Origin of the sequence: Neptunomonas japonica JAMM 1380, from assembly GCF_016592555.1 — a bacterium.
In the GTDB taxonomy this organism is placed as follows: domain Bacteria; phylum Pseudomonadota; class Gammaproteobacteria; order Pseudomonadales; family Balneatricaceae; genus Neptunomonas; species Neptunomonas japonica_A.
Window position 1 is genome coordinate 3679459 of record NZ_AP014546.1, and the last position, 16056, is coordinate 3695514.

The 16056-nt window shown below is 44.8% G+C and carries 14 protein-coding genes; 7 read left to right on the forward strand and 7 right to left on the reverse strand.

Annotated elements, in window-relative coordinates; all coding sequences use genetic code 11:
- Window positions 1-49 precede the first annotated feature (49 nt).
- Together ilvN and NEJAP_RS17330 are read right to left on the reverse strand one after the other, a co-directional pair.
- Window positions 50-541: an acetolactate synthase small subunit gene (ilvN, locus tag NEJAP_RS17325; protein WP_028470424.1), complete on the reverse strand. Its 492-nt coding sequence runs from the start codon at window positions 539-541 to the stop codon at window positions 50-52.
- 2 nt (window positions 542-543) lie between these two features.
- Window positions 544-2265, reverse strand: a complete 1722-nt coding sequence (locus NEJAP_RS17330; protein ID WP_201348387.1) for an acetolactate synthase 3 large subunit — start codon at window positions 2263-2265, stop codon at window positions 544-546.
- 427 nt (window positions 2266-2692) lie between these two features.
- Here NEJAP_RS17330 and NEJAP_RS17335 point away from each other — a divergent pair, with 427 nt between their 5' ends.
- Window positions 2693-2959 carry a hypothetical protein gene (locus NEJAP_RS17335; protein ID WP_201348388.1) on the forward strand — a complete coding sequence of 89 codons (267 nt, stop codon included), beginning with the start codon at window positions 2693-2695 and terminating at the stop codon, window positions 2957-2959.
- A gap of 4 nt (window positions 2960-2963) precedes the next feature.
- On the opposite strand, the gene NEJAP_RS17340 is transcribed toward NEJAP_RS17335, so the two are convergent.
- Complete coding sequence (locus NEJAP_RS17340) at window positions 2964-3803, reverse strand: 23S rRNA (adenine(2030)-N(6))-methyltransferase RlmJ (RefSeq protein ID WP_201348389.1); 840 nt, start codon at window positions 3801-3803, stop codon at window positions 2964-2966.
- A 67-nt stretch (window positions 3804-3870) separates the two neighbouring features.
- Between NEJAP_RS17340 and NEJAP_RS17345 the strand changes: the two genes are divergently transcribed.
- The 5 genes from NEJAP_RS17345 (at window position 3871) to NEJAP_RS17365 (ending at window position 9408) form a co-directional block, all read left to right on the forward strand.
- Complete coding sequence (locus NEJAP_RS17345) at window positions 3871-4866, forward strand: lysylphosphatidylglycerol synthase transmembrane domain-containing protein (protein WP_201348390.1); 996 nt, start codon at window positions 3871-3873, stop codon at window positions 4864-4866.
- The gene (locus NEJAP_RS17350) at window positions 4863-5903 is read left to right on the forward strand and encodes a glycosyltransferase family 2 protein (RefSeq protein ID WP_201348391.1); all 1041 of its coding nucleotides are present in this window, start codon (window positions 4863-4865) and stop codon (window positions 5901-5903) included. The genes NEJAP_RS17345 and NEJAP_RS17350 overlap by 4 nt, the downstream gene beginning before the upstream one ends.
- On the forward strand, window positions 5896-7455 hold the full coding sequence (locus NEJAP_RS17355) for an ArnT family glycosyltransferase (protein WP_201348392.1): 1560 nt from the start codon (window positions 5896-5898) through the stop codon (window positions 7453-7455). The genes NEJAP_RS17350 and NEJAP_RS17355 overlap by 8 nt, the downstream gene beginning before the upstream one ends.
- 9 nt (window positions 7456-7464) lie before the next feature.
- A complete protein-coding gene (locus tag NEJAP_RS17360; protein WP_201348393.1) occupies window positions 7465-8334 on the forward strand; it encodes a phosphatase PAP2 family protein in 870 nt (289 codons plus the stop codon).
- A 75-nt stretch (window positions 8335-8409) separates the two neighbouring features.
- A complete protein-coding gene (locus tag NEJAP_RS17365; RefSeq protein ID WP_201348394.1) occupies window positions 8410-9408 on the forward strand; it encodes an NAD-dependent epimerase in 999 nt (332 codons plus the stop codon).
- Here the strand turns inward: NEJAP_RS17365 and NEJAP_RS17370 are convergent.
- The 4 genes from NEJAP_RS17370 to NEJAP_RS17385 all read right to left on the reverse strand — a co-directional run bounded on the left by NEJAP_RS17370 (window position 9405) and on the right by NEJAP_RS17385 (window position 15266).
- On the reverse strand, window positions 9405-10184 hold the full coding sequence (locus NEJAP_RS17370) for a response regulator (RefSeq protein ID WP_201348395.1): 780 nt from the start codon (window positions 10182-10184) through the stop codon (window positions 9405-9407). The genes NEJAP_RS17365 and NEJAP_RS17370 overlap by 4 nt on opposite strands.
- A gap of 166 nt (window positions 10185-10350) precedes the next feature.
- On the reverse strand, window positions 10351-12930 hold the full coding sequence (clpB, locus tag NEJAP_RS17375; protein ID WP_201348396.1) for an ATP-dependent chaperone ClpB: 2580 nt from the start codon (window positions 12928-12930) through the stop codon (window positions 10351-10353).
- Between the two features lie 133 nt (window positions 12931-13063).
- Window positions 13064-15046: a ferrous iron transport protein B gene (gene feoB, locus NEJAP_RS17380; RefSeq protein ID WP_201348397.1), complete on the reverse strand. Its 1983-nt coding sequence runs from the start codon at window positions 15044-15046 to the stop codon at window positions 13064-13066.
- Window positions 15039-15266 carry a FeoA family protein gene (locus NEJAP_RS17385; RefSeq protein ID WP_201348398.1) on the reverse strand — a complete coding sequence of 76 codons (228 nt, stop codon included), beginning with the start codon at window positions 15264-15266 and terminating at the stop codon, window positions 15039-15041. Before NEJAP_RS17385 ends, feoB begins: the two co-directional genes overlap by 8 nt.
- A gap of 181 nt (window positions 15267-15447) precedes the next feature.
- Here NEJAP_RS17385 and NEJAP_RS17390 point away from each other — a divergent pair, with 181 nt between their 5' ends.
- Window positions 15448-16017, forward strand: a complete 570-nt coding sequence (locus tag NEJAP_RS17390) for a helix-turn-helix domain-containing protein (protein WP_201348399.1) — start codon at window positions 15448-15450, stop codon at window positions 16015-16017.
- Window positions 16018-16056: the final 39 nt, after the last annotated feature.

Below are 16056 nucleotides of genomic sequence, written 5' to 3' on the forward strand. Positions count from 1 at the left end.
AAAAAGCCGCTCCACTATGGAACGGCTTTTTGAGAATCACCTTAAGATGTTACAGGCTCAACACCTTCTCACCACGCGCAATACCAGACACTCCCGAACGCACTACTTCCATAATGCTGGTAGAACCTAATGAATCAATGAAAGCATCTAATTTTGAACTAGAGCCCACCAACTGCACAGTATAAGTATTGGGTGTAATGTCGATAATCTGGCCACGGAAAATATCAGCCGTACGCTTAACCTCAGCACGAAATGCGCCCGAGGCCTTGAATTTGATCATCATCAGCTCGCGCTCAATGTGCTCACCTTCAGTCAGGTCAACTACCTTAACAACATCAATAAGCTTATTAAGCTGCTTAGTAATTTGCTCAACAACACGATCATCACCTTCGGTAGTGACCGTCAGACGAGACAAGGTCTCATCGTTTGTCGGTGCTACTGTTAGGGACTCGATGTTGAAGTTGCGCTGAGAAAACAATCCAACGACACGAGACAAAGCACCCGGTTCGTTCTCAAGAAGAACAGAAATGATATGACGCATATTTAAGTCCTCTCCGTTTTGCTCAACCACATGTCACGCATAGAACCGCGCGGCACTTGCATAGGATATACATGCTCATGCTGATCAACCGTGATATCCATAAATACCAAACGATCTTTCATGGCAAAAGCTTTCTCCATTGCCGCTTCCAGTTCCGAGTATTTCTCAACCTTAATACCCACATGCCCATACGACTCAACCAGCTTCATAAAGTCAGGCAATGATTCCATATAAGATTGAGAATGGCGAGATTCGTAGTTCATATCTTGCCACTGACGAACCATACCTAACGAGCCGTTATTCAAGCAAATAATCTTGACGGGGATATCGTATTGATTGCAGGTTGATAGTTCCTGAATATTCATCTGGATACTACCCTCCCCTGTCACACAGGCAACATCAGCATCCGGGAAATTCATTTTCACACCCATCGCTGCTGGCAGACCAAAGCCCATCGTACCCAAACCACCAGAGTTAATCCAACGATTAGGTTTATTGAACTTATAGTACTGTGCAGCAAACATCTGATGCTGACCAACATCCGAGCAAACGTATGCATCACCACCAGTCACCTTGCTAAGCATTTCGATGACCTGTTGCGGCTTCATCTTCTCAGAATCATCCGTACGGTAATGACCGCCATGACGCTGGCGCCACTCCTCAATCTGAGCCCACCAAGCTTTAGTCGACTCTTCATCCGGAGTTTTCTTGCTAGCTTTAAGCAGTTGTAATAACTCGTCCAAAACAGATTTCGCTGGACCAACAATGGGCACATCTGCACGAATTGTTTTAGAAATAGATGCTGGATCTACATCAATATGAACAATTTTTGCTGTTGGGCAGAACTTATCAACACCATTGGTAACACGGTCATCAAAACGCACCCCAATAGCCAAAATAAGATCACTATGATGCATAACCATATTCGCTTCATAGCTACCATGCATTCCTAACATACCAACAAACTGGCGATCCGTTCCAGGATATCCGCCAAGCCCCATCAATGTGTTAGTCACAGGGTAGTTCAGCGCTTGAGCCAGCTCAGTTAATTCCTCACTAGCATCACCCATGATGACACCGCCACCCGTGTAAATAACTGGGCGTTTAGCACTCATCAACAAATCGAACGCTTTCTTAATTTGACCACTATGACCTTTGGTCACTGGATTATAAGAACGCAGCTTCACTTGCTTTGGAAACACATAAGGGAAACGATCTGTCGGGTTGGTCATATCCTTAGGGATATCGACAACCACAGGACCGGGGCGCCCTGTTTGTGCAATATGAAATGCCTTACGGATTATTTCAGGGATTTCTTCAGCATGACTAACGCTAAAATTATGCTTCACGATTGGGCGAGAAATACCAATCATGTCTGTTTCCTGAAACGCATCTTCACCAATCAGATGACTCATTACCTGTCCGGTAATAACCACCATTGGTATTGAATCCATATAAGCCGTTGCGATACCTGTAACCGCATTTGTAGCTCCCGGCCCAGATGTTACGAGCGCAACACCCGCCTTGCCGGTAGCACGTGCATATGCATCGGCCATATGCGTTGCCGCTTGTTCGTGGCGCACAAGAACATGTTCTACTTCTTCCTGCTGAAAAATCGCATCATAGACATGAAGCAACGCTCCGCCGGGATATCCGTAAATAAATTTCACGCCTTCGTCACGAAGAGCGCGAACAACCATTTCTGCGCCTGATAGTAATTCCACTTTCTTACCCTCTAGTCGACACCGACCTCGTCGGTGAGTAAACAGTTCAGAGATTCTGCAATAATGAACATGTTAAAGCCGCTGTGCGATGATGACGCAAGAACAGCGGAAAACCAAAAGCACACCTTGTGTAATGGCCCATGCTCGGATGAATGCAGGTTAAGGATCGTCTTAACCGGCAGACTTTCTGAAACTTAAGCTGGGTAGTGCTTATAATGTTTTAAAAAAGAATTTACTAACCCAATTTACCAACATTAATTTCGCCATTTGTGTCGGGATTTCCTACTGCAAACGAACGAAGAAAAACAGCCCAACATTCTCGCATTTTGCGCACTATTGATCAACTCTAGGAACACACTTTGCATACAGCAGATGCACATAGACGAAAGTCAGGTTATATTGTCTGAAAAAAGCTGGAGATTACCTAATGAGTATTGCCGAAATAAAAAACAAAGAGCGAGTTATTAAAGAACTAACGCTATTCATTCGTAAAGTATTTTCTGAACCAGAAATATGCGCCATTGCTAAGGATATAGCACGCAAACACCTCAACAGCCCTAACGCAAACGTCCTTATTGCGGATGAGCTATCTTCACTCACTAACGTCAAAATTCCTATAGAACACAGCGAAGCAGATGAGATGTTTCTTGATCTGTTAAAAGACATTGTAAAAGACGAAACCGCTCTTTATTAAGCGCTTACTCCGGCACGAGCCACTGACCTTGTGGCTCACCCGCCTCTTTTAGTGCCAGACTCTTATGCAACCATGGCATAACTGAATCAATTTTTTGATCAAGCTGCCAAGGTGGGTTAATCAGCAACATACCGCTTCCGTACATCCTTTGTGAATCAGAACCCTTTACGAAGAACTCAGATTGATAGACTTTTCGAATACCTGATGCAGCAATGTTATCCAACATTTCTTGATGATGGCCTGCTTTTAACAGTGGGTACCAAATAGCCACGCTCCCATTTGGCCAACGCGTAAGCAATTGCCTCACAAATTTAGCTACCTGCTTGTATTCTGTTTTCACTTCATAAGACGGATCAACCAAGACTAGGCCACGATTAGGCTTTGGCGGCATCATTGACATAACGCCTTCATAACCATCTCGGTGGTGTACAGCCATTTGTGGCTGACGTTTAAAATGCTGCTTAACACGCTGGTACTCAGCGGGGTGCAGTTCCATCACCGCTAAGCGATCAGACGGGCGCGCCATCATAGTCGCTATTGATGGCGAACCTGGATAAAACTGTAAAGTAGCCTCCGCGTTCACTGCTCTTACTTGCTCCATATAAGGGAGAAGCGCTTCTGGAATATTAGCTTTATCCCAAAGCTTATTAATACCCTCAAGGAATTCACCTGTTTTTTGAGCTTGCTCATCTGACAAATCATAAAGCGCACAACCGCCATGCGTTTCAAGGTAGCTCCACGGCTTATCCTTAGCATTAAGTGCTTCAATCATTAACGCCAGTATCATGTGCTTATGCACATCTGCAAAATTCCCGGCATGAAAGCCATGTTGATAGCTCAGCACTCTAACACCTCTATTTGGTTATATTCCTGACCATTATCGCTGCCATATCCCTTATGCAAAAGGTACAATGCTCAACTTTGTCACTTTTCGTATAGATGATATGCAAACAGACACTCAAGACAGCCTGTTTTCAAAACGCAAACGCTTACCCTGGTTACTTGGCATTCTGATTTTTATCATTATGTTAATTGCTGTTGAGTACATTGTTGGCTGGAAAGCAGTATTAACACAATGGCAAGCGGTACCTACCAGCACATTATTGCCAGCACTAGCTCTTTTTGCGTGCAGCTACTTATTACGTGCATGGCGTATATACGATCTTTGCCAACCGGCATTACACGGGCGTTTTATAGCCGTATTAAAACTGAGCGTTTTGCACTTATACGCAAACAATATGCTACCGATGAGATTAGGTGAAGGCCTTTTCCCTATACTAATGAAACGTTATTTTTCGGTAGGTTTTGCTGAGGGTTTTGCTCGCCTAGTATGGCTCAGAGTATTAGATTTGATGATTGCAGGCACGCTTATCGTCATCACTTTTAGCTATTTTTTCCCGACATTGGCGCTTATTGGAACCGCTCTAGGTATCGTTTCATTACTTGTAATTTATGCAATTTATCGTACCAAAGGACGAGTTTGGATTATCCAGCACTCTTTTTACCCAAAAATTGAGCCCATCATCAAGCAGTTACAACTCACAGCACCAAAGGATACAAAGCAGTTCATGCGCGTTGTTCTCTGGACCTTTCTTTCTTGGGGCTGCAAACTCGCTGCGCTGATCATGATTACCCGTGCATTACAGTCACTCAGCACCTTTGAAGCACTCGCGGGTGTATTAGGTGCGGAACTAAGTAGTATATTACCCATCCATGGTATTGCTGGAAGCGGTAGTTTTGAAGCCGCTTTTATGGCTGGACTGGCTCCCATAGGATTACTCAGCTCAGATGTGTTGGGGCTGGCCGTTAACTTACACCTGTTTATACTAGGAGCAACGTCACTGTTTGCTCTGTTATGTTTCTGGATTCCCGTTGCCAAGCCAACGAGAGAGGATATCTCAATATGATCGACACAATTGATACACCTGAAGGTACAACCACCCACGAAGTAAACCATGCTTCTACTGACCCATGCAGCCAAAGCCTTTCGGTTGTTGTTCCTTTTTATAATGAAGAAGAGAACATCAAACCCTTCATGGAAGAGGTACATGCGGCACTAAAAGATTATCCTGGAAAATGGGAGCTTATTGCTGTTAACGACGGTAGTAACGACGGTACGACTCAGGCACTAGATAAAGCAGTAGCGGAATATGGCAGTCACATTAATGCAATCCATTTTGCCCGCAACTTCGGCCAAACAGCTGCAATGCAAGCAGGTATTGATGCCGCACGCGGAGACCTGATAGCAACACTGGATGGGGATTTGCAAAATGATCCCGCTGACATTCCTAAGCTAATTGTTGCACTCGAAGAACGTGACCTAGATATGATCAGCGGCTGGCGCAAAGATCGTCAAGATGGCGCGATTAATCGAAAGCTCCCATCTCGCATTGCCAACTGGTTAATTCGTAAAAACACCGGCGTCTATGTTAATGACTACGGCTGCAGCCTCAAAGTATATCGTTCGTGGGTCATCAAACAGGTTCACTTAATCGGCGAAATGCATCGCTTTATTCCTGCGTGGGTTGCTTGTGTCACATCGCCTGACCGTATTAGCGATATGCCCGTTAACCATCGTGCTCGCCAGTTCGGCACATCTAAATACGGTATATCACGTACCATTCGCGTAATTTTGGACTTGCTAGCGGTGTTCTTCTTTATGCGCTTTTCACGCCGCCCTGGTCATTTCTTTGGCTCGATCGGTTTATTTTTAGGCGCTATTGGCGGCTTGATTCTTACTTACTTGTTTGGTGTAAAGCTATTTACTGAAGAAGATATCGGGAATCGTCCATTACTCTTCACCGGCATTTTGTTTGTAATGACCAGTGCTCAGCTAGTAACTACTGGGGTATTGGCAGAGATTCTGACTCGCAGTACTGCACATGCTCAAATGCCCGTACGGCCATCGCCTAATGCTCCGACACAAAGGGGGTGGTGTGAATAACGCACTACCACAACAGGGGCTATTCAAGCTCCTGTTATCCACACCTATCTTAATAGTACTGGCACTTGTCAGTACTTTTGGTTATGCCGCCTGGTTGCCTTTATTCGATCTAGATGAAGGTGCTTTTACTACTGCCACTCGTGAGATGTTAGAAACCGGAAATTGGATTTCTACCTACATGAATGGCGTGCCTCGCCATGATAAACCTATTCTGATCTATTGGCTGCAAGCGCTTAGCGTCTCAAATTTTGGCCTCAGTACTTTGAGTCTACGGCTTCCATCATGTCTAGCTGCACTTGCCTGGATTTGGATAAGCTACCGCTTTGTTAAAGAACAAAGAAATGAAACAGAAGCACGCTTGATGGTATGGTTGCTGGCATCACTGCCACTGGCTAGTATTATTTTTAAAGCCGCGATTGCAGACGCACTGCTGAACTTTTTATTATGCGCCGCCTTCTTTGATATCTACCGCTATTATCAACGTGCAGATAAGGGCACCTTATTTAGGATTGGCATCTGGCTGGGATTAGGATTTCTCACCAAAGGCCCTGTTGCTTGCGCCCTACCACTCATTGCCAGCTTTGTTTTATTCACCTCTGAAGGGCGCTTTAAAGACTGGCTAAAAGCTGTTTTTCATCCCATTATTATCACCACCTTTATCATCATCGTCCTTCCTTGGCACATAGCTGTCTATCTCGACCAAGGGTGGGAGTTTTTTAAAGGGTTCTACTTAAAGCACAATATTGACCGCTTCAGTAGCACCATGGAAAGCCACGGTGGTAAACCTTATTACTATGTCATGCTGCTACCACTGTTATTGACACCTTTCACCGGGTTAATAGCACCGGTGATTAAATCGCTGCTTAATCAACGCCCCAAAGAGCTTGAGTTATTTCTACTTACTTGGTTTTTATTAGTATTAGCGATTTTCTCATTCTCAAAAACACAACTTCCACATTACATTCTTTACGGCATTACACCGGTGTTGTTTTTGATGGCAAGACACCTACTTAATGTAGGTTTTTTGTCGTTGCTTGCTCCCGCCCTAACCATCCTATTTGTGAGCCTATTGCCACTATTGTTTGACTATGCAGCAAGCCAATCGCACAAGCCTTTTGATATAGCGGTACTGGAGCTTGCAGCACTCGAATACAGCATCATATTTCAAGCTATGACGGCTATCGGATTATGTATAGTCATTTCATTATTTTTGTTGAGAAAAACAGATTACCCTTCAAGGCTTTTAATGGGTGCAGCAGGCACTATGCTGGTATTTAATTTCCTGCTTCTCCCCTTATTGGGCGCCGCTCAGCAAGAGCCTGTTCGAGAAGCAGCGCTACTGGCTAAAAAATTGGGTGGCCCTGTCGTTAGCTATGGTATCAACATGCCCAGCTTTTCCGTTTATAGAGACGCCATTGTGCCTCGCAGAGAACCACAACGCGGAGAACTTGTTTTCACCCGCATCAATAAAGACCTGTCTTTATTGGACCCAACAGCCAACCCAGTACGCCTTTATGCTAAAGGCGGTGTTGCCCTTTATTCTTATGAGTAATCAATCTTTATGAGTGACTCTAGCAATAGCACATTTATGGGGCTGCGCTACATACCCAGAACTACAACATTCAAGCAGCATGTTAGCTCAGCTAATGCAGCGTGGCCGCAGCCGCAAGCATTTGACCAGGTTCTGTTAATTCTTGCAGCGGTTTGCTTCCTGCTTGGCTGCGCATTGCTATTAAGCAACGGCTTACAAACAGGCTTCTATACTGCTCAAACTTTGAGCTTTATACTGCCAGCTATTATCTGGGAACATCTCTCTTTCATGGGAGACACGCTCGTTGTTCTAACCTTAGCGCTGCTATTTGCGTACCGCTATCCACATCTGCTATTGGCATTACTGATCACCGCCATTGTTGGTACACTCATTACACACGGCATAAAGCCTTGGCTAGCTACGCCGCGACCACCAGGAGTTCTTGAACCTGGAAGTTTTCAATTAATTGGCTCGAGCATCAGCAAAAAAAGTATGCCCTCTGGTCATACCTTAACTGCATTTGCAGCAGCAGGCTTATTAACAAGACTAACCACCAATCGAGTTATACAAGGCTTAATTCTAATAACCGCCTTATTTATAGGCTGGTCACGCGTGGCTGTCGGTGTTCACTGGCCTGCAGACGTATGCATGGGAGCGGCAGGTGGGCTTGTTTCAGCCTGGACGGGTCTTAAGCTATGTGATCGCTGGCAAGATGTATTCAAAGGTCGATTTTATGCCGTCCTCTTAATCATTCATGCGGGGTGCGCCATTACATTGATAAATTATGACGGGGGCTTCCCCCATACTTGGATTTTTGCTATTGCAGCATCCGCTGTCAGTTTAGGTTATATTTATCATAAACTCACTTTTAACCAACGGCTACCTAGGTTAAAACGATAAGCAATAAATCTGCCGACTATGGTAGCTTCTTTCGGTCATGTACCACTTAAATAGATGTAATCAGGAGTAGGCACAATGCGTTTTTTGGTAACCGGTGCAGCAGGATTTATCGGCTTTCATGTAGCTCAACGCCTGCTGAAAAAGGGCCATCAAGTTATTGGCCTAGACAATATAAATGATTACTACGATCCACAATTAAAGCTGGATCGCTTAGCTTTATTAAAGCCTTATTCTGATTTCACCTTCTATAAATGTGACCTTGCTGATAAAGAAGGTGTAGAAAAAATCTTTGCCGATGAAGCCATTCAACGTGTTATTCACTTAGGTGCGCAGGCGGGTGTAAGACACTCAATCAATAAACCCTTTGATTATGCCAGTTCTAACTTGCTTGGCATGTTAGTAATTCTTGAGTGCTGTCGTCACTTTGCGGTTGAGCACTTGGTTTACGCTTCATCTAGCTCAGTATACGGCACCAATACTAAGATCCCATTCTCAACCACAGATGAAGTAACTCATCCCGCTTCGCTTTATGCCGCTACCAAGAAAAGTAACGAGCTGATGGCACATAGCTATTCACATCTTTATAGCATTCCCACTACAGGCTTGCGCTTCTTCACGGTGTACGGTCCATGGGGACGACCTGATATGGCGCCGATGTTATTTGCCAGTGCGATCTCAGAAGAAAGAGCTATTAAAGTATTTAACTACGGAAAAATGCGCCGCGACTTTACTTATATTGATGACATAGTTGAAGGTATTGTACGCATTCAGAATATCATCCCACAACAAAACCCCGACTGGGATGGAAAAGGCGACGAGAGTGCTGCGCCTTATAAAATCTTCAATATCGGAAATAACCAGCCTGTCGAGTTGGAATATTTTATTCAGCAAATTGAAACCTCTTTAGGCACGACCGCTGTTAAAGAGTACTTGCCAATGCAAGCCGGTGACGTAGTCGAAACATTTGCAGATATTGACGCACTCAGTGAAGCAACTGGATTTACGCCAGCGACCCCTATTGAAGAGGGAGTACGTCAGTTTATTGAATGGTATAAAAGCTACTATAAAGCTTAGCGAACACTGGCGATATATTTAGAAAGATGTGCCATTTTATCAGGGTCATCATCAACTAGGGTGACCTTGATATTGATAAACGCAGAGTTTATATGTGGGTCTGCTGCCTGTACCATTTGTATAAACCCATTAACCCTTGCCACACTATCGCCCGATAGCTGCTCAATGTCGATCACGGCCTGATCCAGTACTTGCGGAAAAACACCTGCATTTTTCACTACCACCAGCACATCCTTCAGGCTCATATCTTTAATCGCACACTTAAACACCTGATCACGAACACGCAAATTTGCCATACCTTTAGGTTTTGATACGCTTTTTGGCGTCACTTCAACTTTGGCGCGCTCTTGCTGCAGCATCTTAGCGGCTTTAGCTTGTTTTGCTTTATCTGGTGCGGCTTGCTTACCCAACACCTTATTCATTTTTTGGACTAGCTGCTCATTAGTAAACGGTTTACCTAAGTAGTCATTAACACCCGCATGAATCGCTTTAAGCACGTATTCTCGCTCACCACGACTGGTTATCATGACAAACGGAACTGTTTTATATTGCGGTTGTGAGCGCGTCCATTCGAGTACCTCCAAACCACTCATTTTAGGCATTTCCCAATCACACAGGACAATATCAAATGTTTCTGAAGAAAGTAGCGACTGAGCCTCTTCACCATTAAAAGCGGCCTTAACCACAGACTGGGGAAAAGCATCACTCACTATTTTAGAGACTAGCTCGCAAATAAATTTTGCATCATCAACGATCAATACTTTCAAATTTTCCATTTACTACTCTCTACAACCGATCTGCCTTTAGGCAATTACTACCGGGATTTTTATCAATATACACCCATTAAAGTAGGCCATAAAAATGCTATTCACCAGTAATCAGCAGAATACAAACATAAAAAAGCCCGCTAAATCAGCGGGCTTTACAGAAATGTTTAGTCATTTAGCGAAAAACGAACTCTCCCGCCTCTACATCGACCGCTATCTCAGTACCGGGTAAATATTTACCGGCCAATAACGCGTGAGCCAACGGGTTTTCAATCCATTGCTGAATCGCTCGTTTAAGGGGGCGCGCTCCATAGATTGGTTCAAAGCCGACTTCCACCAGCTTATCAAGTGCTGTAGATGTCAGGGTCAAGGTTAAATCTCGCTCAGCCAAACGCTGACGTAAACGCTCCAACTGGATAGTAGCAATACCAGCCACCTGCTCTTTACGCAGACTGTGGAACACCACCACTTCATCTATACGGTTAATAACCTCAGGGCGGAAATGGGAACCCACCTCTTCCATCACAGCTCTTTTCATCAAGCCATAATCATCATCACTACTGAAGTTCTGAATAAGGTGAGAACCTAGGTTTGATGTCATGACAACGATAGTATTTCTGAAATCAACCGTCCTTCCTTGCCCATCTGTCAAACGACCATCTTCTAATACTTGTAGTAAAATATTGAAAACATCTGGGTGTGCCTTTTCTACTTCATCCAGTAGTAAAACAGAATACGGTTTACGACGTACAGCCTCCGTCAAATACCCTCCCTCTTCATAACCGACGTAACCAGGAGGAGCCCCTATCAGCCGAGCGACAGAGTGTTTTTCCATAAACTCTGACATATCTATACGCACCATGGCTTCTTCGGTATCAAACAGGTAAGTAGCTAATGCTTTACAAAGTTCTGTTTTACCCACACCAGTAGGGCCTAAAAACAGGAAACTACCATTTGGGCGATGGGGATCAGCTAACCCTGCTCGTGAACGACGTACTGCATTTGATACGGCTACCACTGCTTCACTTTGGCCGACCACACGATGATGTAAGGCATCTTCCATGCGCAATAGTTTTTCACGCTCACCTTCGAGCATTTTACTCACAGGTATACCGGTCCAACGCGAAACGACCTCAGCAACTTCCTCTTCCGTGACTTTATTACGCAGCAGTTTATTATTTTCCTGCCCCGCCTCTTCTGCTTCACTGGCCGCCGCCAACTGCTTTTGCAATTCAGGAATAATGCCGTATTGCAGTTCTGACGCTTTCGCAAGGTCACCGCTTCGTTTAACCTTTTCTAACTCAACTAACGCCTGATCTAGCGCCTCATTAACCTTTTGAGAGCCTTGCAAAGCGGCTTTTTCAGCTTTCCAGATCTCTTCCAAATCGGCAAACTCACGTTCCAGTAAGTCAATCGTTTTTTCAAGCTCTGTCAGGCGCTTACGGGCTGCGCCATCTTTCTCTTTTTTAAGCGCTTCGCGCTCCATTTTCAGCTGAATTAAGCGACGCTCTAAACGGTCCAAGTCCTCAGGTTTTGAATCCATTTCCATTCGAATACGCGAACCCGCTTCATCAATAAGATCAATCGCTTTATCAGGCAACTGCCGATCAGTAATATAGCGCTGTGATAATTTAGCCGCCGCAATGATGGCAGAATCGGTTATCTCCACTCCATGGTGCACTTCATAGCGTTGCTTAAGGCCACGTAAGATAGCGACCGTATCTTCTTCTGTTGGCTCATCTACAAGTACTTTTTGAAAACGTCGCTCAAGGGCAGCATCTTTCTCTACATACTGTCGATACTCATCCAGCGTTGTTGCGCCGACACAATGCAACTCGCCTCGCGCCAAAGCGGGTTTCAGCATATTTCCGGCATCCATGGCGCCTTCGCCTTTACCGGCACCGACCATCGTGTGCAGTTCATCGATGAAGAGAATTATTTGCCCTTCTTGCTTAGAGAGTTCATTCAATACAGCTTTAAGGCGCTCTTCAAACTCACCACGAAACTTAGCTCCGGCAATCAGTGCACCCATATCAAGAGACAATACTTTTTTACGCTTCAGGCCTTCAGGTACTTCACCATTTATAATGCGCTGAGCTAAACCCTCAACAATAGCCGTTTTACCTACACCAGGCTCGCCGATTAATACGGGGTTATTTTTAGTTCTTCGCTGCAATACTTGTATCGTACGGCGAATCTCATCATCACGACCAATTACAGGGTCCAGCTTACCTAATTCAGCCTGTTCGGTTAGATCAATACAGTACTTATCTAGCGACTGACGACTGCCTTCAGCATTAGGGTCATTCACACTATCCCCACCACGCATATTATTAATAGCCTGTTCCAAAGATTGTTTAGTAATTCCAGCATCTTTTAACACTTTACCGGCATCACTTTTATCTTCTAGCATTGCCAATACGATTAGCTCACTAGCTATAAATTGATCAGCACGTTTTTGTGCTAACTTATCCGTCAGATTAAAAATGCGCGCCATATTCTGGGATAGTCGAATTTCACCGTCTGGGCTTTGAACTTGAGGTAAACGCTCTAAGGCCTCACCAACACTACGCGTAAGCTGCGGCAAAGCTGCACCAGCCTGCGCTAACAGTGGCCGAACAGAACCATCCTGCTGCTGTAAAAACGCCGCAAGTAAATGAATCGGCTCTATAAAGTTATGATCTTTGCCAACGGCCAACGATTGCGCTTCACTTAACGCATCCTGGAGTTTTGAGGTAAATTTATCGGGTCTCATAGATAAGTATCTCCTGTTAGCAGCTCACAATATGACGGAGCTGCTGTCTCTTTGCATCTGATATGGGGATACTTGCTGGTTGATTCAAGCCATGCATGATTAATAATTAACCAGATGTGACCTGAATCAACTTTTACAGGAGTAAACTTCCTATGGTAAATGCTAACCAGCCACCGACCCAAGCTAAGACTAAACCTAAAGCAATAGACAAAACCGCCCAACGCCAACTGCCGGTCTCCCTGCGAATAACAGCAAGCGTTGCCAAGCAAGGCATATACAACAAGGTAAACACCATGAGAGCTAGCCCAGCAGCAGGTGCCAAGCCCGCCTGTATCGCTAACTGTAAACCACCAATATCTTCAGCATTAACCTGATAAACCATCGCCAGCGTTGCTGCAATAACCTCTTTTGCTAAAAATCCAGAAAGCAGCGCGACAGTTTCTTGCCACTGAAAACCCAAGGGAGCAAATATCGGCGCCATCCAGCGCCCCAACTGTTCCAGAAATGACATCTCAGCTTGCATCGGGAATGTTTGCAACCCCCATACCGCCAAAGACCCTACCAGAATCACACCGCCGACTTTTTGCAGGAAATCTTTCACTTTATCCCACACATGTAACGCTAATGATCGCCATGATGGCCAACGCCACGGCGGCAGTTCCATAATAAAAATTTCGTTAGGTTGTGCAGGTAACCAGCGAGACAACAATGCGGCAATCATGAATGCAACCATAATACCTAGCATATGAATTCCAAAAAGAGCGCTGCCCGCATTATTCTTGAAAAATATCCCTGCTAATAATACATACACAGGTAAACGTGCCGAGCAGCTCATAAAAGGATTGATCAAAATAGTAATCAAGCGTGCTCGGGGTTCCTCAATCGTTCGTGTTGCCATAATTGCCGGTACATTACAGCCAAACCCCATCACCAAAGGTACGAACGCTTTTCCATGTAACCCCACCTTACTCATGACTCTATCAGTGAGAAACGCCGCACGCGCCATATAACCGCTTTGCTCTAAGATCGCGATAAAAAAGAACAACAACACCACATTAGGTAAAAATACTAAAACTCCGCCAACGCCTGCTAACAGACCATCAGTAATAACGGCCCTAAATAAGCTATCAGGTAACAGCCAAGTCACACCATCACCCAATAGAGAAACACCCTGCTCAATCCAACCAGCGGGATAAGCGCCAAAAGTAAACGTTGCTTCAAAAATCAGCCACAATGCTATAAAAAACAGTGGTAAACCCAGCCAGCGATTAAGCGTAATATTATCCAGCCAACTATCAATACGGCTAATATCCACATGGTTCTCATCTATTTCATGAAATAAACCATGTATATAACCGTAACGCCCCGCGGTAATCATTTCGGTCGCGGTTTCATCATGGCGCTCTGCCAGCATTTTCAACGCACTAGTCATTGCCTTTTGCGCATTCTCAGTTAATTGAAAACCAATATCGCCTTGCGCTTCTAGACACTGAATCGCCTTCCAGCGAGGCAAATCAGCAAGTTGCAGCTGTTCGACGGCTTGTTCAATATGAGGCTCATAAACGATATCTAATGCATGAAAAGTAGATATCAATGATGACTGATGCTGGTTACTTGCCAGCAATGAGGCCACTAGCTGGTTAAGCAAAGGTTTAATAATGTTGATATTGCGACCATCACTCGCCAACGCAGGCACACCCAACTGGCGAGACAACTCTTTTAGGTCGGGCACTTGGCGCAAACGTGCCGCCTCATCCATCATATTTAGTGCAAGTAAGGTAGGTAAGCTTTGCTCCAGCAACTGTGTTGTTAACGCCAGATGACGTGAAAGATGGCTGGCATCGAGTACATTCAAAATAAAATCGGGTGGTGTGGATAGCAAGTAGTCTCGTGTAACCCGCTCTTCCACGCGACTCTGGCTTAACGAGTAAATACCGGGGAGATCCACAAATGTCAGCGTTAGGCCTTCATACTCACGTGTACCCTGCTTAATATCAACGGTAACGCCCGCCATATTTCCGGTCCGCTGCCTCGCACCTGTGAGCAGGTTAAACAACGAGGTTTTACCACAATTAGGATTACCCACCAGCGCAATAGTGAAATGTGTTTTAGTCATTATCTGCTACCTGAATACAGACTGCTTCTTCATTTCGTAAGCAGATTTTCTGTCGCCCCAATTGGTAGACTTTAGGGTTTCCCCAAGGGGATACAGCTGATAACTGAATAACCTGTCCACGCAAGATACCCAGCGTCGCCAAGCGCTGTCGAAAATCGCCAGAACCACAAATATCCACGATTTTTCTAGACTGCCCACGTGCTAAAGAGTCAAGAGTCACGACTAGCCACCTCACCATGAAAGATAATGAGAATGATTATCCTCTCAGTTATCACAAGGAGATATGACAAATATCAACAAAAGCTTATATACATGCAGCAGATTAAAAAACACCTGAAGGACAAAAACTGCCGAGTGTTTTATCATGAGTGCTAATTTTGATAAAACGGTAGGAGTTGTCAGTGAGCCAGAGAAGTACACCAAACCTTGGGTTAGCCATGAAGCAACGCCGCAAAACACTTGGGCTTAACCTGTCTCAGCTTGCCGAGCTTTCTAATGTGTCACGCTCAATGTTATCAGAGATAGAGAGAGGCAACGCCAACCCTACGTTCACAAACTTATGGAATATTACTCAGGCATTAGGCGTTAGCATTGATGATTTGGCGCATAGCAGCACAGAAAACCAGCCCCCAACAATCATGAGGCAAGATGCTATCAACACACCGAGAATGCACAGCGAAGATCAGGGCTGTGAACTGATTGCACTCAACCCTGTAGATACGGCCACTGAATTTGAGTGGTATCAGCTAATCATTCAACCCGGTAGCCATCTAGAATCTGAAGCGCATGTTCGTGGTACGCAGGAGCACTTGTCGGTTATAGAAGGACAGATGGAAGTGATACTCCAAGAAGAGGTACGAACACAAGCGACCACAGGGGATACACTACGCTACCCCGCCGACATTCAGCACTCCATAAAAAACCCAGGAAAGGTAACGGCCCGAGCTTTTCTAGTTGTACATAAACGCTAAAATACAATTCACATCATAAACTTAAAACAAACTTCGATT